The following is a 16,968-nucleotide window of genomic DNA, read 5'->3' as shown; positions in this document are numbered from 1 at the left end:
TCGGCGGAGCCGACCTGCGCATCATCAGAACCGCCGACAGCGTGCACACCATCGCCGCTCATGTCGCCGCGGGAACGGGCATCGGCATCACCGTCGAATCCGCACTCGACCACCACCCACCCGGCCTGCGCATCATCCCCCTCACCGGCCCTTCGACCACCGCCGACCAGGTCGTCCTCACCTCCACCGAGCCGTCGGACACCGCCACGGCACTACGCGACCTGCTGCTGCACGCCTCGTTGTCCGAGCTGGAGCGGATCCCGGCTCGCTGATCCGCACCCGGCGGCGCACCGGAACAGCGAACCAGAAGAACTACTCCGGCAAGAGCAAATGCCATGGCCTGCTCGTGATCGCACTCACCGGCGAGAGGGGCCGCCTGCTCTGGGTCTCGGTGGGGTTTCGCCGGCCGCGGTCCGCGCCCCGGTCGAGCACGGTTTCGCCCACCTGAAGAACTGGTGCGTGCCCGGTAAGGCGCACCGCCCCGAAATGGGCGACGTCGCTGGTCAGGGCCCTGCTGGTCCTCACGAACCCGAGCGGATCGCGGAGCTGAGCGCCGTACGAGACCGGCTCGTACAGGCCCTGACCGGCAACGCGACGCCGCAGCAGCTCGGCACCATCGCTCGCCACCCCGCCTACACCCGCCCTGTGCGAAATTAGAGCTTGGCGTGGATCCAGCCTTCCGCTCCGACAACCGCCAGAACGTCACCTCATCGGTCTCCACGGGCGGTGCCATCTTGTGAATCCGCAGCATGCAGTACCGGCCAAAGATCCGAACTCAGAACAGGCCCTAAGGCAGCCATACCGACTGGCCTGCAGGCGTGACGAGCATCCGGTACGTGTCTGGCCCTGGCCGTCCGGCTCGCAGCCATTCCATGTAGGAACCCGCCACCGCGTCCCATAGGTCGCGGTCGCCGCCCTGGGATACCTGGACGTCCTCGCCTGGTCGCGCGGTGATGAGCGCCCACGCGCCGCCCCCAACGTCCCGCAGGCGCATGACCCATGCCGAGCTGGTGTCCTCCTGCTCCTCCCATCCCGCGGTGGTGATGGTGACGTCTGGCGCGTAGGCGGCGAGGTGGAGCCCGAACCCATGGTGGATCGCTGTCCAGGGGCCGCGCAGGTCGAGCTGGGTGGTGCTCTTGCGACCTGGGTCCCCGTACGGCGGCCAGGCCCCCATACGCTGAGACCGCATCATCATGTAGCGGCAGCCGCCATGGAAGGTGCCGATGGCGGTCCCGTCGTCGAGGACGTCCAGACGCAGCCGCTCGCCCCATCCGCCGTGTGGCGGCATGTACGGCATGACGATTGAGCCGCCGGGCCAGGTCTGCTCGACCCATGCGTATGGGATGTCGCGCACGCCGCACGTGACGTGCACCCGGTCATAGGGAGCTCCATCCGGGGCGCCGAGCGCTCCATCGCCCACCAGGTGCGTCGGTGAGAAGCCGGCGGCTTTGAGGTTCTCGGCGGCGGTCTCGGCGACGGCGGCGTCCACGTCGATCGTGGTGACCTGGTCGTCGCCGAGCCGCCAGGCCAGCATGGCCGCAGTCCATCCGGTGCCGGTGCCGATCTCCAGCACGCGGTGATGAGACTCCAGCTTGAGCATGCGCAGGAACTCGAAGACCACGTGCGGCGCCGAGATCGACGAGCTGAACGGCGCTCTCCTGTCGGAGACGTCGGCGCGGCCATCTGCTCTCTGCGTGATGATTGCCGTGTTCGAGTAGGCGGCCTCCCACCAGTCATCGGGGGAGACGGCCTGGTCGATCAGGTCGTCAGGCCGGTCGTCCTGGGGCTGCGTCCACGCGCGGGCAGGGACGAACAGGTGGCGGGGCACCTCGTCGATCGCCTTGAGCCAGAACTGGCTGTCGCGGTCGGCGGGGTCGAGCACGCCCGCTGCTGTGAGATAGCCGAGGAGGGCGATCACACGCTCCTCATGTGTGTTGGCAGGCATGATCACTTTTCTTTCGGCTTGCACTTGAACTCGGGGGCGCAGGGATCCTTGGCCGGTTCGTTCGGCCTGCATTTCAGTTTCGGCGTGCATCCGTCCCCTCCGCCAGGCTGATTGACGTCCGGGTCGCAGCCGGGAGTGCATTGCGGCTGACATGGCGGTCGGCACGCATGCGGTAGGGCGGGAATGATGTGGCGGTCGGCAATGCGGTGTACGCGGCGCGCGAGCTCGGCAAGCGGGGTCTGGATGATGTTTCCGGCGGACAGCCAGCGCCCCAGCGGACACGGTGTGACGCTGCCGTCCGGCAGGATCGCGGCGACCCCGTCCCCGCACTGGCCGCACAGCTCGGAGGCGTCGCAGGCGCGGCGGGCGGGCCGGCCGAGGAGCCGCATTCGATCGATGCCGACATTGGTGACACCGAGCTCGGCGAGCTCCGCCTGGGCCTGGGTGACGCGCTGGCCGACGCCAAGGTCGATCAGGCCGACCCGGAGCGGGATGCCCGCCTCGACGGCCCTCGCGATGTTAGCGCGGGTGTGCGGCAGGGTCGGGCGGCCGGTGATCTGCCGGTGCTGGGCAGGGTCGTCGGTGTAGTAGGAGGTGGCCAGCCGGACGCCGGACATGGTGAACAGGTCCCACATCGCCGGGGTGATGTGCACGAGGTTCGAGTACACCTCTACCTCCAGTCCGCGGGAGAGAGCGCCCGTGACGAGTCCGGGCAGGCCCGGCCACAGTGTCGGTTCGCCGCCGATCATTTGCACCAGGCGCACGCCGAGATCCGCCGCCTGATCGACCACGCCGAGCCAGTCCAGGTAGCTCATATTGCCGTGCGTCCCTTTGGGGCCGGAGTCGGCGTAACAGTGGACACATTCGAGCTGGCAGCGGCCGGTGACCTCCAGCCAGAGGAAGCCGATCTGCGGTCCGGGGGGTGCGAGGGTCATGAGCGAGGTCCTTTCCGACTCTGCGGGGTGAGGGTGTGCGCGGAGCAGTTAGGAATGGCGCAGCGGGGCATGAGCGCCGCGGCCAAGAGCGGGTATGAGCGGCGGCGTGTCTGGCAGGCAGTGCACATGCGAGCCGGGTCTCCCTCGGCGATGAGGACCATGCGATCGACGATGGGCTTGGCGCTGGCGGCGATGGCGATCAGCCCAAATAGGGAGAGCGCGTCTTCTGTGGTGAGCGCGCGGTTCCTCCTTGCTGGGTGGTTGTTGGCCCCGCCCACCCGGAAGGGCGGGGCCTAGGGGCGCGGCGGCGGGACCGGTCGAAGGGGAGCACCGCCACGCCCGCTTGACCCCGGTCCGCAACCATTCGCAGGCGGCGGAACGGGAAGCTATCGGGGCTGGTGGTTGCCGAACGAGCCGCTACTCATGCCTGACAGTGGTCTGCTCGGGCACTCCATCGCGAAGAGCACGCCAGGCTCAGGTTCGACCGCGTCCCAGTGCTCCGTGGGCACCATGCCGCCGTACTTGGCTTTCACGATCGCAGCGCTACAGAACACACACACGCTCTGCGTCGAGGCCTGCGCTGGATTGAGCCCGACCTCGGTCATGACTCGCCCCTCGCGAGAACGACTTCCCCTGTGGTGGTGCGGCGGACGCGCAGGAGGACCTTTCCGTAGAGGTATGCGGCGGGCCACGCTTGCTGGTCGAGACGCACCAGACGTACGAAGCCGGTCGCCCCGGGTGCAAGGGAGTAGACTGCGACACCGAGCAGTTCGGTGGCGCGATGAGGCGCGGCGGTGACACCGCCCGCACCGCGCCCGCGGCGATCGAGCGCTCCCCAGGAGTAGAAGCTGCCGTCGGGGTTCGCCGGTCTCATTGGGCCGACCGCCCGCTCGGCGATATGGTCAGTCATGGGTCAGGAACCTCGTTTCCTGATCAAGTCCCTGAACCGGCGGTGAAGTCGCATGGTCCAGGGGCGCATACCAGTGGGCATGGATGGCGCAGGCGACGGCCGGCCAGAGGTGGCCTCGATGGGAGATGCTCCCGACGGGGCGCAGCTGCTTGTTGACCGTGCCGCAGTCGATCCAGGCGAGCCTGTGCAGGCGCGCGATGCTGATCGTGTCTCGCACGATGACCGGCGCGGCGACCTGTGGCGCTGCCTTCGACATGGGACCGATCCCATCTGTGACTGTCGTCTTGACAGTCAGATACTGGGATCCTCGGACTGGCGTAAGTGACCCAGTGTGGGTCACCTCGGTATCAGGTGGCGTGACACCACTCGGCGAAGTTGGTGAGGCTCTCGGTGTCGGCGCGCTTCAGCCTGCGGAGCGTAGCAGCATCCTCGCGGACCCAGCGGTGGTCGCGCGTGTGCTGAGGCGCGACCTTCCTCGCGACCTTGAGCGATTCGAACGCGTCGTCCGGCAGGCCCGACCAGAGTTGGGCGCGGGCGAGCTCGATGTAGAACCCGGACCGTCGTTCGGCGGGGAGTTCTGACGGCGGCGCCCACTCCTGGGCCACCTCCAGGGCGCGGTGCACGTGCTCGCTTCCCAGACTGACCGCGACAGACACCTCGTGGATCCGCACGGAGGACGGCCCGAACGCCGTACCCGCGTAGATGGCCTCGGGCACCTGGTCGCCCAGGCGGCGCGCCTCGGCGAGGTGCGTGTTAGCGGCGTCGACGTCTCCAGCCCGGCCGGCGATGACGGCCGCGCGCATGTGGAGGGCGCCGCGTGCTGCCGTTGCGGGCACGTCGCCGGGCGGTGGGGCGGCGTCGATGGCGATTTCCAGCGCGCGCAGGCCGCGCTCGTGAGCGTGCGCGGCGAAGAACGTCTCTGTGCGGGTGTAGGCGACGGCGCTGTCCAGGATGGGATCGTCGGCTGCCGCGCACGCCCAGCGCATCAGCTCGATGAACCTGGCCGAAAGGTCGTGTGCGCCGAATTTGAAGGCGACGGCATCGGCGCTGCGCAGCGCGGACGCGACGAGCCGGGCCACGTCGGGGTCGCGTTCGGGGGCGGCCTGCACGGCGCGGAACAGCTCGGCGAGCAGCTGCGGGACGTGGCCGACGATCCGCACGTACTGCGAGCCGAGCCGCCAGGCGGTCGCCTGGGCGACTGCCGTGCGCAGTTCCGGCAGCGGGCGTACCGGTCCATCGTCGGGCAGGTCGTAGGCGGCGATCGCCGCCGACAGGGCAGGGAGCGCAGCCCGGATGCGGGAGCTGGCCTGCTCCCAGTCGGCCAGCAGCAAGGACGGGTCGATGCCGAGCGCGGCTGCGATCGACTCCAGGATGCCGTCGCCCGCGCCGCGTGCCCCACGCTCGATCTTCCGCAGGGTGCCCACGTGGATGGTCGCCGCGTCAGCCAGCTGTTGCTGGGTGAGGCGGGCGACGCTCCGGTGGTAAGCGATGCGCCGGCCTATTCCGCCGTGGGGGGCTGAAGTCATCGGGAGCTCCAGTGCGAGGCGTTCATCTCGGACTGTAGCGAGCTGGTGACAGCTCTGCCCAGAGGTTCGGGCTACCTGCTGAGGTCGGCGAGCTCGGTCAGGCTGGTTATCCGCCAGTCGGCCACCGCGGCAGCCGGTTCATCGGCCCATAGGTGTCCCCATGGGCCGCGGCGGATGTGCGCGGCTCGCAGGCCCGCAGCCTTGGCGGGGCCGATGTCGTTGGCCGGGTGGTCGCCGACGTACACGATCCGGTCCGGCGGGGTCTCGGCGAACTCGACGAGCCGGGCGAAGAACGCCGGGTCTGGCTTGGCCACGCCCCACTCGCCCGACGTGGCGATCCCATCGACCGGAAGGTCGAGCGCTCGTAGCAGTTCGGCGGACTGGCCCGTCTGGTTCCCGGCGATCAGGAGGCGGTGGCCGGCCGCTCGGAGCGCTATCAGCGCCGGGCGGACGTCCGGGTAGAGGTCGGCCTCCTCGATGCGCTCTCCACGGCCGGCGGCCTCGCGTGCAGCGTACTCGGCGTCCAGGTCGATGCCGGGGTGGAGCAGGCGGAGCGCGTCGGCGTTGTCTCTGCCCTGGGCGACGACGGCGCCCACGAGGGCGGAGAGGGTGTGGCGGGGGATTTCGAGCCAATCCGCCCACGAGTTCCAGTAGCGGTCGTCGCGGACGATGGTTTCTCCGACGTCGAAGGCGAAGGTCAGCACGGACCGAGCCTATGGTCAGGCCCAGCGGGCCGCACGGCCAGACTTGACGTCTGGGAGCGCCTGGACTGTCCATAGGGCCGGGGCGGGTGCGCGCCGAGCTCTCGCCGAGGGCGGGGATCATGTACATATGGAAGGGCCCTTCTGGCCAACTAAGGCATTGGTGTCATTGAGACATCCAGTTCCAGTGGAGGTTCGAGTGCCGTTGCGTGAGGCGACGCTCGGGATCGGAGACCTGGCGGCGCTGACCGGCGTTCCGGTGCGGACCATCCGCTTCTACTGCGACGAGGGCATCATCGAGTCGGTGCGCAGCGTGGGCGGGCACCGCAGGTTCGGCCGGTCGGCCGTGGAGCGGCTCGGCCTGGTCAGGCGGCTGCGCGGGCTCGGGCTCGGCCTGCCCGCCATCACCGCCGTGCTCAACGGCGAGCGTTCCATGGCCGAGGCCGTCGCGGCCGAGCGGGCGGCGCTCGACGTGCGGCTCGCCGACCTCGCGTGGCGGCGCGCCTCGCTGCGGGCGGTCGAGGAGGCGAGCCCCGCCGAGCGGGCCGCCCGGCTGGACCTGCTGGCGGCCGTGGAGGACGGGTGCGCGGCCCGCGACGCGCTGATCGAGTTCTGGCGGCGCACGATGGTGGCGCCGGTGGCGGAGGAGATGTTCGCCGGGTTCGTCGCCATGGCCGTGCCCCAGCCGCCCCTCGATCCGACGCCGCCGCAGGTGGTCGCGTACGCCGAGCTGGTCACACTGGTCGGTGACCGGTCCCTGCTGCGCGGCCTGCTGGACAGGGGGCGGGTCAACGTCGAGATGATCGCCGACGAGAACGAGCTGATGTTCGGGATCGCCGAGGCGTGCACCATGGTCGGGCCCATGGTGCGGGCGGGCGAGCCGCCCCGGGTGGGCCCGGAGCTCGACCGGTTCGTGGCGGCGCACGCCTCGGTGCGGGGGAGGGGCGACACCCCGGAGTTCCGGCGGGAGCTGCTGGCGAACGTGGCGCCCGACCGGGATCCGCGGATGCGGCGGTACTGGCGGCTCGTGGGGGAGGTCAGCGGTGAGGTGGCCACGCTGGGCTCGACGCACCTGTGGCTGACCGACTCCCTCGAACGCTGGCTCCGTACCGGCCACTGAGCCGCCCCGACCGCTATCCGTAACATGCGACGCGATCGGCCGAAACAAAAATTTCCTAATCTCCGGACATGGCGGACATCTTCGACAAATACGTCATGGCCGAAGCGTGGGACGAGATGTTCGTGCGGGCGGGCGTCCCCCGTCCCCAGTACCAGGCGCTCTTCGCCGCCCTCCAGCCGCTGGGGGCGCGCGAGCTGCGGTCCAGGGCAGACCAGCTCGCCAGGATGTTCACCGACCGGGGCGTCACCTTCGACTACGCAGGCGTCGAGCGGCCCTTCCCGCTCGACCTGGTCCCGCGGATCATCGACGCCGCCGAATGGGACCTCGTGACACGCGGCGTGCGCCAGCGGATCCGCGCGCTGGAGGCGTTCCTGGACGACGTGTACGGCAGGCGCCAGGTCTTCCACGACGGCGTGGTTCCCTGGCGGCTGCTGCACTCCAGCCCTCACTACCACCGGGAGGCGCACGGCTGGCGCCCGCCGAACGGCGTCCGCGTGCACGTAGGCGGCACCGACCTGATCCGCGACGAGCGCGGCGCGCTGCACGTGCTGGAGGACAACGTCCGCACGCCGAGCGGTGTCAGCTACGTGCTGGAGAACCGGCTCGCCATGACGCGCACGCTGCCGACGCTGTTCTCGGAGCAGTTCGTGCGTCCGGTCGAGGAGTACCCGGCCAGGCTGCTGGCCGCGTTACGCGCCGCCGCCCCCGCCGAGGTGTCCGATCCCACCGTGGTCCTGCTCACGCCCGGCGTCTACAACGCCGCCTATTTCGAGCACGCGCTGCTGGCCCGCCTCATGGGGGTGGAACTGGTCGAGGGCCGCGACCTGGTCTGCGAGGGCAACCGCCTCTACATGGTCACCACGTACGGCCGCCGTCCCGTCCACGTCGTCTACCGCAGGGTCGACGACGACTACCTCGACCCGCTGCACTTCCGCGGCGACTCCGTGCTCGGCTGCCCCGGACTGGTGAACGCCGCCCGCCTGGGCAACGTCACGATCGCCAACGGCGTGGGCAACGGGGTGGCCGACGACAAGCTCGTCTACACGTACGTGCCCGACCTGATCGGCTACTACCTGGGCGAGTCGCCGCTGCTGCCGAACGTGGAGACGTACCGGCTGGACGATCCCGACGTACGGGACGACGTGCTGGCCCGCGCCGGCGAGCTGGTGTTGAAGCCCGTGGACGGGGCCGGCGGCAAGGGCATCGTGATCGGGCCCGTCGCCACGGACGAGCAGCTGGCGGTGGTGCGGCGGGCCGTACGCGACAACCCGCGCGGGTGGATCGCCCAGCGGCCGGTGCTGCTGTCCACCTCACCCACCCTGATCGGCGAGTGGCCCGTGCCGCGCCACATCGACCTGCGGCCGTTCGCCGTGAACGACGGCGAGGACGTGTGGCTGTTGCCCGGCGGGCTGACCCGGGTGGCGCTGCCGGAAGGGGAGCTGGTGGTCAACTCCAGCAGGGGAGGCGGGTCCAAGGACACCTGGGTGCTCGGCGAGACCCCCGCCGCGGCCATGCCCGCCGCCGTCGCGCCGCCCGCCGCGCAGTGGAGCCCGAGCCGCACGGCCGCATGGGAGGACGAGCAGTGACTTCTTGGGAGGCTATGCCGTGACACGACCGCTCCTGAGCCGGATCGCCGAGACCCTCTACTGGATCGGAAGGTACGTCGAGCGCGCCGACGACACCGCCAGGCTCCTCGATGTGTCCGTGCACCGCATGCTTGACGAGCCCGAGACCTGCCGCTCCATCTTCGCGGTCCTCGGCCTGAGCCCGATCGCCTCCGTCAGCGCGCCCGCCGTGATCCGGCGCCTGGCCTACGACCTGGACGAGCCGGCCTCGATCGCTGCCTCCATCCAGTCGGCCAGGGACAGCGCGAGAGGCGTGCGCGAGGTGCTGGCCAGCGAGGTGTGGGAGTGCCTGAACGTCACCTGGCACCACCTGTCCGCGCTGGAATCGCAGCCGCCGCACGCTTACCTGTCGTTCGTACGTGAGCGGGCCGCGCTGTTCTTCGGGCTCGCGGACACGTCCATGAGCAGGGACGACTGCTGGCGGTTCATCGTGCTCGGCCGCAGCCTGGAGCGTGTGGACATGACCACGAGGCTGCTCGCCGTCCACCTGAACAGCGACTGGCGGCTGCTGCTGCAGGCCAGCGGAGCAGACGAGTCGTTCACCAGGACACACGGGGCGAGGGACGGCGAGGTGCTGGAGTTCCTGCTGCTCGACCGGCTGTTCCCGCGCTCAGTCGTCTACTCGCTGCTGACCGCCGAGAAGTGCCTGCGGGCCCTGACCCCCGACACGGCCAGGGCTGGCGTGGCCGACTCGGCGCAGGCGGCGATCGGGCGGGTGCGCGCCGGGCTCGAGTACGCCGACGTGAACGAGCTGCGCGACAGGCTGCCCGAGCTCCTCGGCACCCTCCAGGAGGCGTGCGCGGCGGCCGGAGAGGCGATCACGAAGCGGTTCTTCCAGCACAGGGAGGCAATGGCATGGGTTGGCGCTTGAGGGTCTCCCACGTGACGCGGATGGAGTACGACGGGGAGGCGCATTCGTCCTACAACGAGGTACGGATGACGCCCGCGCACAACGTCCTGTCCAGCCGCGTCGTCGTCAGGCCCGCCACTACGGTCCACACGTACGAGGACTACTGGGGGACAACGGTCTCGTCGTTCGACGTGACGGAGCCGCACCGGTCGCTGACCATCGAGGCGGTCAGCAGGGTGGAGACGTCCGGTCCGCGCCGGCCCCGGATGGCCGTGACGGAGCCGGATCCCTCGATGTACGAGCTGCTTCGTCGTACCCCGATGACGGCCGTGAACGAGGAACTGGTGGAGCTGGCCAAGACGCAGGCGTTCGGTCGCGATCCGCACGAGAGCGCTGAGGCGATCTGCGAGGTGGTGGCTGCGCGGGTGGCGTACATGCCGGGTTCGACCGGCGTGCGCACCTCCGCGCAGGAGGCGTGGGACCTGGGGCAGGGCGTCTGCCAGGACATGGCGCACCTGACCGCCGCGCTGCTGCGCGCGGCCGGGCTGCCCGCCCGCTACGTCTCCGGCTACCTGCACCCGCGGCCCAGCGCCGAGATCGGGGAGCCGGTAGAGGGGCAGAGCCACGCGTGGGTGGAGTACTGGGCGGGGGAATGGCTGCCGCTCGACCCCACCAACCGGTCGCTCGTCGGCGAGGCGCACGTGGTGGTGGCCAGGGGACGGGACTATTCGGACGTGCCGCCGCTCAAGGGCGTCTACCAGGGGCCGCCGGAGAGCCACCAGGAGATCACGGTGACCGTCACCCGCCTGTAGGCGCCTATATCCGGGCGGGCGAGCGCCGGCGTATGAGCACCGCCGCGATCGCCAGCAGCAACCAGGCCGACGTCAGGGCGATGAGCCAGGTCCAGCCCGCGTGTCCGTACACGATGCTGCCCACCGTGCCGCCCGCGCCGCTGCCCAGGTAGTAGCAGAGGGTGTAGACGCCGGCGGCGCGGCCCCGGGCGTGCGGGGTCGCCTCGGCGGTGACCCAGGCGTTGGCGATGGCGTGCGCGGCGAAGAACCCGGCGGTCAGCACGGCGAACCCGGCCGCCACGAGCGGGAGCGACGTGGGGATGGTGAGCAGGGAGCCCGCCACCGTCAAGAGCAGCGCCGCGACCAGCGCCTTCGAACGTCCGAGCCGGCTCGCCACGCGCCCGGCGGCGGCCGAGGAGGCGGTGCCCATGGCGTAGGCGAGGAAGACGAGGGAGGCGGCGGCGGGGGTGAGGGAGAGGGGAGGGGCGGTCAGGCGGAACCCGGCGGCGTTGTAGAGCGCGACGAACGCCCCCATGGCCAGCGCGCCCACGACGAAGGGCACGACCAGCCCGGCCCCCATCCGCCTCCCCGCCTCCGCCTCACGGCCAGGCCGATGGGCCTTCTGCCTGGGCGCCACGTCGGCGTCGCCGTCGTTCTCGCCGGTCTCGTGCACGAGGGGCGTATGTCCGCAGTCGCCGCTCAGCCGAGCGGGTTGCGCGCGGTCAGTGGTGTGGTCGGCAGCGGGCGGGTGCGTCCGGGCCGCTGCCCGAGGGAGTGTCCGGGCCGCGAACAGCGCGCACAAGCCGGACACTCCCGCCACCACCAGCAACGCGCCATGCCACCCCATCGGCCCGGCGGCGAATCCGGCTCCGAGCCGTCCCAGCATCCCGCCGACCGAGTTGCCGGCGATCATCGCCCCCACCGCACCGGGAAGCCGCGCCGTACCGACCACGTCGGCCAGGTACGCCGCCGCCACCCCGGCGAACCCGGCGATCGCCACGCCCTGGACCGCGCGCATCGCCAGCAGCACCGGAAAGGACGGCGCCAGCGGCAGCAGCAGCCCGATCATCGCAGAGAGCACCACGGACCAGAGGATCACCCGCCGCCGTCCCACCAGCCCGGCCAGCCAGGCCGCCGGCAGCACGGCCACGGCCAGCGACCCCGTCGCCACCCCGATGGCCAGTGAGGCGCTGCCCGGATCCAACCTGAACGCCGCGGCGAGCTGCGGAAGCACGGGCTGCGGCGCGTACAGGAGCGCGAACGACGACACCCCGGCCGCCGCCACAGCCGCACTGACCCGCCGCGTGCCGGGAACCGCCGGAGGAGCGTCGATGACCACCACGCCAGCAACGCTAAGCAAGGCTAATAAATACGTCTAATACACGAATGGGCGATAATTCATACCGTGATGGATGAATCTGACGAAGCGCTGGCCGCGCGCCTGGCCCCCGCCCTGGCCATCCTGGCCGCCGTGGGCGAGACGGGCCATGTGACGCGCGCCGCCGAGCTCCTCGGCATCCCCCAGCCCACGGCCAGCCGCCGCCTCGCCGCCCTGGCGGACCTGATCGGCGCCCCGCTCGTCGTCCCCTCCGGCCGTGGCATCCGTCTCACCAGGGCGGGCCGTACCCTGGCCGCCGCCTCCGCCCGCGCCCTCACCGCGATGGCCACCGCCGCCCGGGAGGTCCGCGAAGAGATCGACCCCACCACCGGCCGCGTCGTCCTGGGCTTCCTCCACCTCCTGGGGCGCACGCTCGTGCCGTCCCTCATCGCCGGTTTCCGCGAGCGCCACCCCGGCATCCGCTTCAGCCTGGTCCAGGGCTCGCGCCAGGACATGCTGGAAGCGCTCCGCGAGGGCGCGATCGACCTGGTGTTCGTCGCCCCCATGCCCCTGGACGACCCCGAACTGGCCAGCACCCCGCTCGCCGACCAGGAGCTGGTGCTGTCCGTGCCACCGTCCCACCGTTTCGCCAACCGGGCGCGGGTACGGGCGGCCGAACTGGCGGGGGAGGAGCTGGTGTTGTTGGAGCACGGGTACGGACTGCGCCAGATCACCGATGACATGTGCGCGGCGGCGGGGTTCGAGCCGAGGATCGCCTTCGAGGGGCAGGAGGCGGAGACCGTACGGGGGCTGGTGGCGTTGGGGCTCGGCGTGGCGATCCTGCCTCGCTCCACCCCGAGGGCGGTCCGCTCCCCGTCCACCTCGGGCGTGGTGGAGATTCCGCTGTCTCCGCCGATGTTCAGGACGATCGGGGCGAGCTGGTCCACGGGGGCGCGACTGACGCCGGCTGTACGTGCTTTCCGGGACCATGTGCGCGCGGGCACCACCGACCTCGGCCCCGGCTTCCGCCCCGCCATGCCTGGACGTTGACGATGACACCGCTGCTGTCTCGGCGACAACCCCTTTCGAGGCGGCCAGCGAACGCTACCTCGAATGGCTCCGCAGCGAGACGAACCGCCCTTAATTCAGGTGGTTCTTCGCCCGCGCACCCAGAATCGGAATCGCCGTGATCTTCTCGGCGGGCATGCTCTCCCAGACCAGGCCAGAAGGGCGTGGCGATCGCGGGCACTCGATAATGTCGTTCTCGGTAACGATCAAGTCCACCCGGAAATCGTGATCACTCTCCGGCAGAGGCTCATCGACCACTTGCAGCGAGTGCACCGTAGTCACGATTACGGTCTCATCGGTTACCAACCCGTCCTCGATCAACAGGGCCACCTCGATGTCGGAGTAACCAGCTCCCTTGCCGAGCCGTACCCCCTGACGATTGACCGCCACCGTGCCGCACACCACCAGGTCTATCTGACGCATGTCCTCGATCCCTACGCGTGGATAAGCCTGAGCGGCAACCCTGCTGGATGCCGCTTGAACAGGCGGAAGACCTGATTTAGCAGGGTCAATCAGATAGAACGGTTCGATCGTAGCGATCTTCGGGACCGCCATATAAAGGATCTTGCCTTCAGTCAGCGCTTGCGCACGGACGGGAAGCTGCGCGGTGTCAGGGTTGGCCTTCACCGTTCGGGCAGCGCGCCACACATCCGTCGAGGCGAGCAGGTCGGCCGCGCGGTCTGAGCCGACGAAATCGGGGATGTACCCTCGGGCGTCCGCGGTCGAGACCTGGGCCTCGATCAGTGTGGACCAGATACGTTCCCGGATGGCGTTCTTGGCAGCGTCAAGGCTCATACTCGTCACGTTGTCATCAGCCCGAACAGACGGTCGCTGATCTCCTGGACCCACGGTTCGTGTCGCCACGGCGCCAGTTCACGGCCCGCAGCAAACGCGATGTTGAGCCCTCCCCCGCCGCGCGTGGCCTCGATCAGGTCGATCGCCTCGTGCAACGTGCCGCACGCCTCCCCCAACTTGCCCTGCCGGATGTAGGCGAGCGTGAGATTGCCCAGCACGATGGACTGAGATTTCTTCCACTGCACCAGCGCGCGGGCGGTCCGTGTGAGGATCTGCTCGGCCTTGTCGTTCGCGCCGAGGAACAGGTAGCACGATCCGGCGAGGCGATCGAATTGGGAGGACGAGAACATGTACATTGCCTCGTCGTCCGGGTGTACGCGGGCGAACCTGTCTTCTGCCTTGCTCAACGCCTTCTCACACTCCCGGCGTTCACCCATCATCGCGTGCGCCTCGCCCACGTGCAGGAAGCCCAGTCCTGCAAGCACATTGCTCGCTGAGGCGCCCACGATCGCCGTCTCGTTACAGAGTCTCAAACCCTCCCTGGGATCCTTCCTGCCGTACAGGGCGATGAATCCCTTACGCAGGTGGGCGTGGGCTTCCAACACCGGATCACGGATCTGACGTGCCGCCCCTATCGCCTGATCGAAGTATCGCGCCGAGACGACGTGGTCACGCCGCTGGGACGCGTCCCAGATCAGTTGCCCCATCAACGTGGCAGACTCGGCAGTGGAGATCGAAAGCTCACGGCGAATCCGCCCGCTCGGCGCGTGCGATTGCAGCAGGGTCACCTGGCTATGGGCTTGAGCGGCACTGGCCAGCAGCGAGGCGGACGGCGCACTGTCGTATTCGCTGGTGAGCCGTTGCACCTCTTGCGCGAGATGAGCGACCGTGACCAGGTCAACAGCGGCGGGATTCTGGAGCACGAATTCGAGTCGCTCACTTTTCGAATCATCCTTCGGATGAGCAGTGAGCAGGGATTCCAGCTCGTCAAGTGAGATCTTGAGAACGGTCGCCAGTTTCGGGCGCTGCCAAGGACGCGGTTCTGTGTCGCCCAGTTCCCAGCGCACGACAGTTGACCGTTCGACTCCGACCGCCTCAGCTAGCTTCTCCTGGGAGAAGCCGAGCAATTTGCGTCGTTGAGTGAGCCTTTGTCGCCGTTGGGCCACGAACGCGCTCCTCCGTGAACTGACAGGAGTTCTGACAGGAGTATTGCCCGTATCCCGGCAGGTTGGCAGGCGCAACGCCACATTGATGCGTCATTCCTGCACGGTTGTGCTGTGGAGACACTCCTCGATGAGGCGTTTCCTTCATGGCTATGACCAGCCAATTGACCGAGACGCTGTCACGGACGTTCACCGTGTCGCCTGAGCCGCTGTCGGTGCGGGCAACCCGCCGATGGCTACGGCAGATGCTTCACCGCCGTCGCCTCACCCAGTTGAGCGAGCGCGCCGAGGTCCTGGTCGGCGAACTGGGCACGAACGCGATCCGGCACGCCAGCACAAAAGCCTCTCCCATGGGCGGAGCGATGATGCACGGCCGTATGCCACCTGAGCGCGCGCCTCTCCTCAGCCCCTTAGGTGCCGTTGCCGTGGCTGACCAGCTACGACGAGAGTTGTCCCAGCATGGGATCACGGCCGATGTGAACGACGGCTACGGGTTGGCCGTGGTGTCGATCTGGCGTGGCCTGGCCGTGTGGACGAACGGTGATCTTTTCTGGTGGTGTTCGGGCTGGAACGATCGACGCGATCGACCCGTCTATGCCTGGCATCCCACGGCGGACCCGACACGGGCCGCGCGGCGCATCGCCGCACGATACAGGGATCTTCGCGCCACAGATCCCGCCGCGCTGGGCGGGTCGTGATCGGGTATGTCACCAGACGCGTGGAGCCTTGCCCATCCTGGGGCGTATGAAGCGGCCCAGCTGGGCGAACGTCATGCAGTATGCGCGGCGTTTTCGAAAGTCGAATTCCTCGACTTTTTCGATCTGAATGTCGATGACACCCGTGACGGCTACACCGCCACGGCGCTATATCACATGTATTTGCGCTCTCGTATTCGGACTCGAATGGGCAACTGGGCCGAACGGTAGGGCTGGTGAGCATGCCGGGAGGTGGCTTGGGAATCGCGTGCGAGTGCCGGTGACCCTGCACACGTGCGATGGGTGAGACGTGTCCGAGGATCGGCCACGCCACTTCTACGCGAGGCGCAGGAGCGCGGACTCCCTCGTCGTGTCGTGGCAGGCGCTCATGGAGGAACGGGCCGGGCGCATAGGAGAAGGGGGCAGGCATGCGAGAAGAAGATGGGGCGGAAGAAGAGGCCGGGTGGTGGTCGTCGGTGGTGCGCGTTGGGGAGCGGCAGCGGGGCATCGCACACCCCGGACGAGGCCAAACTAGTGACCATGACACACGATGGCGACGCGGGTGTGCCGGGGGCGTTGGCGAGGGTGCTCGCGGACGTGGCGGCCGAGCGGGCGGCTCAGGATGCGATGTGGGGCATGCAGATCCTGCCCGACGGGACCGGTGACGAGGGGACGGTTGCCGAGTCCGACCGGGCCAGGCGCGAGACGGAGGCGGCGGCTGCGGGCGGGGCGCTCACCTGGAGGCACATCCTGGCGGAGGAGGTGCTGGAGGCGTTTGCGGAGACGGACCCCGAACGGTTGCGAGCCGAGCTGATCCAGGTGGCCGCCGTCGCGGTCAAATGGACCCAAGCCCTCGACCGCCGACCGCTTCCACGCCCATCATCAGCTCTCCACCGAGCACTCGAACCCGCTGACCACCCGCAGCCGCCCGCCTCGACCCAGGCGCACGCGTTGGGCCAGACGTCCGTCTCGGGCGCAACGTCGCGACAGCGCTTCCGGGCCATCGTTGACGTGCACGTGTTGCTCCTCCGCGACATTCGCGGTATCGGCGACGCCCACGGCACCCATGTGCTGCTCGGCAGGCGCCACGGCACCGGCTACGGGGACGGTCTGTGGCACCTGCCCTCCGGTCACCTCGAGGCGGGAGAGTCGGTGACGGAGGCAGCTGTCCGCGAGGTGGGGGAGGAACTGGGCGTGCGGATCGACCCGGCCGACCTCGCGTTCGCCCATGTCATGCACCGCGCTCCCGAACGCGTCGGCCTCTTCTTCACCGCCCGCAAGTGGACCGGCGAGCCGTACAACGCCGAGCCGGACAAATGCTCGGAACTCGCCTGGTGGCCCTTGGCCGAGCTGCCCCGAGACATGATCGACTATCCGGCGGCCGCCATCGCGAACGTCCTGGACCAGGTCCCATTCGCCCTGCACGAATGGTCTACAAATCATTGATGACCCGATAAGAGCTCGTTGGAACGGCCGAGGCACTGGTAGAAGCCGTCCTCGTCTCTGATGTAGGTGTCTCCCGTACG

19 protein-coding genes are annotated in these 16,968 nt (G+C 69.3%); 9 read left to right on the top strand and 10 right to left on the bottom strand.

Features of this window, described 5'->3' with window-relative positions; all coding sequences use genetic code 11:
* The coding region (locus tag ABN273_RS35085) for a LysR substrate-binding domain-containing protein (RefSeq protein ID WP_349453401.1) at window positions 1–272 on the top strand (272 nt) is incomplete at its 5' end.
* 214 nt (window positions 273–486) lie between these two features.
* Window positions 487–657 carry a hypothetical protein gene (locus ABN273_RS35080; RefSeq protein ID WP_349453400.1) on the top strand — a complete coding sequence of 57 codons (171 nt, stop codon included), beginning with the start codon at window positions 487–489 and terminating at the stop codon, window positions 655–657.
* 130 nt (window positions 658–787) lie between these two features.
* On the opposite strand, the gene ABN273_RS35075 is transcribed toward ABN273_RS35080, so the two are convergent.
* From ABN273_RS35075 to ABN273_RS35045, 7 genes are all read right to left on the bottom strand, one after another.
* Window positions 788–1,945 carry a methyltransferase domain-containing protein gene (locus tag ABN273_RS35075; RefSeq protein ID WP_349453399.1) on the bottom strand — a complete coding sequence of 386 codons (1,158 nt, stop codon included), beginning with the start codon at window positions 1,943–1,945 and terminating at the stop codon, window positions 788–790.
* Window positions 1,946–1,947: 2 nt separating this feature from the next.
* Window positions 1,948–2,880: a radical SAM/SPASM domain-containing protein gene (locus ABN273_RS35070; protein WP_349453398.1), complete on the bottom strand. Its 933-nt coding sequence runs from the start codon at window positions 2,878–2,880 to the stop codon at window positions 1,948–1,950.
* A 386-nt stretch (window positions 2,881–3,266) separates the two neighbouring features.
* Window positions 3,267–3,485 (bottom strand): hypothetical protein, encoded by a 219-nt coding sequence (locus ABN273_RS35065; RefSeq protein ID WP_349453397.1) that lies wholly within the window; start codon window positions 3,483–3,485, stop codon window positions 3,267–3,269.
* Entirely contained in the window at window positions 3,482–3,790 is a 309-nt protein-coding gene (locus tag ABN273_RS35060) for a hypothetical protein (protein ID WP_349453396.1), read from the bottom strand. The genes ABN273_RS35065 and ABN273_RS35060 overlap by 4 nt, the downstream gene beginning before the upstream one ends.
* Window positions 3,783–4,046: a hypothetical protein gene (locus tag ABN273_RS35055; RefSeq protein WP_349453395.1), complete on the bottom strand. Its 264-nt coding sequence runs from the start codon at window positions 4,044–4,046 to the stop codon at window positions 3,783–3,785. Before ABN273_RS35055 ends, ABN273_RS35060 begins: the two co-directional genes overlap by 8 nt.
* A 91-nt stretch (window positions 4,047–4,137) precedes the next feature.
* Window positions 4,138–5,316 (bottom strand): helix-turn-helix domain-containing protein, encoded by a 1,179-nt coding sequence (locus ABN273_RS35050; RefSeq protein ID WP_349453394.1) that lies wholly within the window; start codon window positions 5,314–5,316, stop codon window positions 4,138–4,140.
* 71 nt (window positions 5,317–5,387) lie between these two features.
* A complete protein-coding gene (locus ABN273_RS35045) occupies window positions 5,388–6,020 on the bottom strand; it encodes an HAD family hydrolase (RefSeq protein WP_349453393.1) in 633 nt (210 codons plus the stop codon).
* Window positions 6,021–6,216: 196 nt separating this feature from the next.
* On the opposite strand from ABN273_RS35045, the gene ABN273_RS35040 reads away from it, so the two are divergent.
* From ABN273_RS35040 to ABN273_RS35025, 4 genes are all read left to right on the top strand, one after another.
* Window positions 6,217–7,137, top strand: a complete 921-nt coding sequence (locus ABN273_RS35040; protein ID WP_349453392.1) for a MerR family transcriptional regulator — start codon at window positions 6,217–6,219, stop codon at window positions 7,135–7,137.
* A 68-nt stretch (window positions 7,138–7,205) separates the two neighbouring features.
* Complete coding sequence (locus tag ABN273_RS35035; RefSeq protein WP_349453391.1) at window positions 7,206–8,723, top strand: circularly permuted type 2 ATP-grasp protein; 1,518 nt, start codon at window positions 7,206–7,208, stop codon at window positions 8,721–8,723.
* 19 nt (window positions 8,724–8,742) lie between these two features.
* The gene (locus tag ABN273_RS35030; RefSeq protein ID WP_349453390.1) at window positions 8,743–9,633 is read left to right on the top strand and encodes an alpha-E domain-containing protein; all 891 of its coding nucleotides are present in this window, start codon (window positions 8,743–8,745) and stop codon (window positions 9,631–9,633) included.
* The gene (locus tag ABN273_RS35025) at window positions 9,618–10,424 is read left to right on the top strand and encodes a transglutaminase family protein (protein WP_349453389.1); all 807 of its coding nucleotides are present in this window, start codon (window positions 9,618–9,620) and stop codon (window positions 10,422–10,424) included. Before ABN273_RS35030 ends, ABN273_RS35025 begins: the two co-directional genes overlap by 16 nt.
* Before the next feature lie 4 nt (window positions 10,425–10,428).
* Here ABN273_RS35025 and ABN273_RS35020 read toward each other — a convergent pair whose 3' ends face one another.
* The gene (locus tag ABN273_RS35020; RefSeq protein ID WP_349453388.1) at window positions 10,429–11,745 is read right to left on the bottom strand and encodes an MFS transporter; all 1,317 of its coding nucleotides are present in this window, start codon (window positions 11,743–11,745) and stop codon (window positions 10,429–10,431) included.
* A 66-nt stretch (window positions 11,746–11,811) separates the two neighbouring features.
* Between ABN273_RS35020 and ABN273_RS35015 the strand changes: the two genes are divergently transcribed.
* Entirely contained in the window at window positions 11,812–12,771 is a 960-nt protein-coding gene (locus ABN273_RS35015; protein ID WP_349453405.1) for a LysR family transcriptional regulator, read from the top strand.
* Window positions 12,772–12,861: 90 nt separating this feature from the next.
* Here the strand turns inward: ABN273_RS35015 and ABN273_RS35010 are convergent, their stop codons facing one another.
* Both ABN273_RS35010 and ABN273_RS35005 read right to left on the bottom strand, forming a co-directional pair.
* On the bottom strand, window positions 12,862–13,584 hold the full coding sequence (locus tag ABN273_RS35010) for a 5-formyltetrahydrofolate cyclo-ligase (protein WP_349453387.1): 723 nt from the start codon (window positions 13,582–13,584) through the stop codon (window positions 12,862–12,864).
* A gap of 5 nt (window positions 13,585–13,589) precedes the next feature.
* Window positions 13,590–14,750: a helix-turn-helix transcriptional regulator gene (locus ABN273_RS35005; RefSeq protein WP_349453386.1), complete on the bottom strand. Its 1,161-nt coding sequence runs from the start codon at window positions 14,748–14,750 to the stop codon at window positions 13,590–13,592.
* A 149-nt stretch (window positions 14,751–14,899) separates the two neighbouring features.
* On the opposite strand from ABN273_RS35005, the gene ABN273_RS35000 reads away from it, so the two are divergent.
* Both ABN273_RS35000 and ABN273_RS34995 read left to right on the top strand, forming a co-directional pair.
* The gene (locus ABN273_RS35000) at window positions 14,900–15,445 is read left to right on the top strand and encodes a hypothetical protein (protein WP_349453384.1); all 546 of its coding nucleotides are present in this window, start codon (window positions 14,900–14,902) and stop codon (window positions 15,443–15,445) included.
* A 537-nt stretch (window positions 15,446–15,982) separates the two neighbouring features.
* Window positions 15,983–16,888 carry an NUDIX hydrolase gene (locus ABN273_RS34995; RefSeq protein ID WP_349453383.1) on the top strand — a complete coding sequence of 302 codons (906 nt, stop codon included), beginning with the start codon at window positions 15,983–15,985 and terminating at the stop codon, window positions 16,886–16,888.
* The last annotated feature ends 80 nt before the right edge of the window (window positions 16,889–16,968 follow it).

The organism is Nonomuraea sp. B19D2 (genome assembly GCF_040137845.1).
Lineage (GTDB): Bacteria > Actinomycetota > Actinomycetes > Streptosporangiales > Streptosporangiaceae > Nonomuraea.
The sequence above is the reverse complement of the archived record's forward strand: the minus strand, read 5'-3'. Positions and strand labels throughout refer to the sequence as shown.

Bases quoted from the DNA above. Each gene is read 5' to 3' on its own strand.
- ABN273_RS35080 (WP_349453400.1), top strand. From the start codon at position 487: ATGGGCGACGTCGCTGGTCAGGGCCCTGCTGGTCCTCACGAACCCGAG.
- ABN273_RS35075 (WP_349453399.1), bottom strand. From the start codon at position 1,945: ATGCCTGCCAACACACATGAGGAGCGTGTGATCGCCCTCCTCGGCTAT.
- ABN273_RS35070 (WP_349453398.1), bottom strand. From the start codon at position 2,880: ATGACCCTCGCACCCCCCGGACCGCAGATCGGCTTCCTCTGGCTGGAG.
- ABN273_RS35065 (WP_349453397.1), bottom strand. From the start codon at position 3,485: ATGACCGAGGTCGGGCTCAATCCAGCGCAGGCCTCGACGCAGAGCGTG.
- ABN273_RS35060 (WP_349453396.1), bottom strand. From the start codon at position 3,790: ATGACTGACCATATCGCCGAGCGGGCGGTCGGCCCAATGAGACCGGCG.
- ABN273_RS35055 (WP_349453395.1), bottom strand. From the start codon at position 4,046: ATGTCGAAGGCAGCGCCACAGGTCGCCGCGCCGGTCATCGTGCGAGAC.
- ABN273_RS35050 (WP_349453394.1), bottom strand. From the start codon at position 5,316: ATGACTTCAGCCCCCCACGGCGGAATAGGCCGGCGCATCGCTTACCAC.
- ABN273_RS35035 (WP_349453391.1), top strand. From the start codon at position 7,206: ATGGCGGACATCTTCGACAAATACGTCATGGCCGAAGCGTGGGACGAG.
- ABN273_RS35025 (WP_349453389.1), top strand. From the start codon at position 9,618: ATGGGTTGGCGCTTGAGGGTCTCCCACGTGACGCGGATGGAGTACGAC.
- ABN273_RS35015 (WP_349453405.1), top strand. From the start codon at position 11,812: ATGGATGAATCTGACGAAGCGCTGGCCGCGCGCCTGGCCCCCGCCCTG.
- ABN273_RS35010 (WP_349453387.1), bottom strand. From the start codon at position 13,584: ATGAGCCTTGACGCTGCCAAGAACGCCATCCGGGAACGTATCTGGTCC.
- ABN273_RS35000 (WP_349453384.1), top strand. From the start codon at position 14,900: ATGACCAGCCAATTGACCGAGACGCTGTCACGGACGTTCACCGTGTCG.
- ABN273_RS34995 (WP_349453383.1), top strand. From the start codon at position 15,983: ATGACACACGATGGCGACGCGGGTGTGCCGGGGGCGTTGGCGAGGGTG.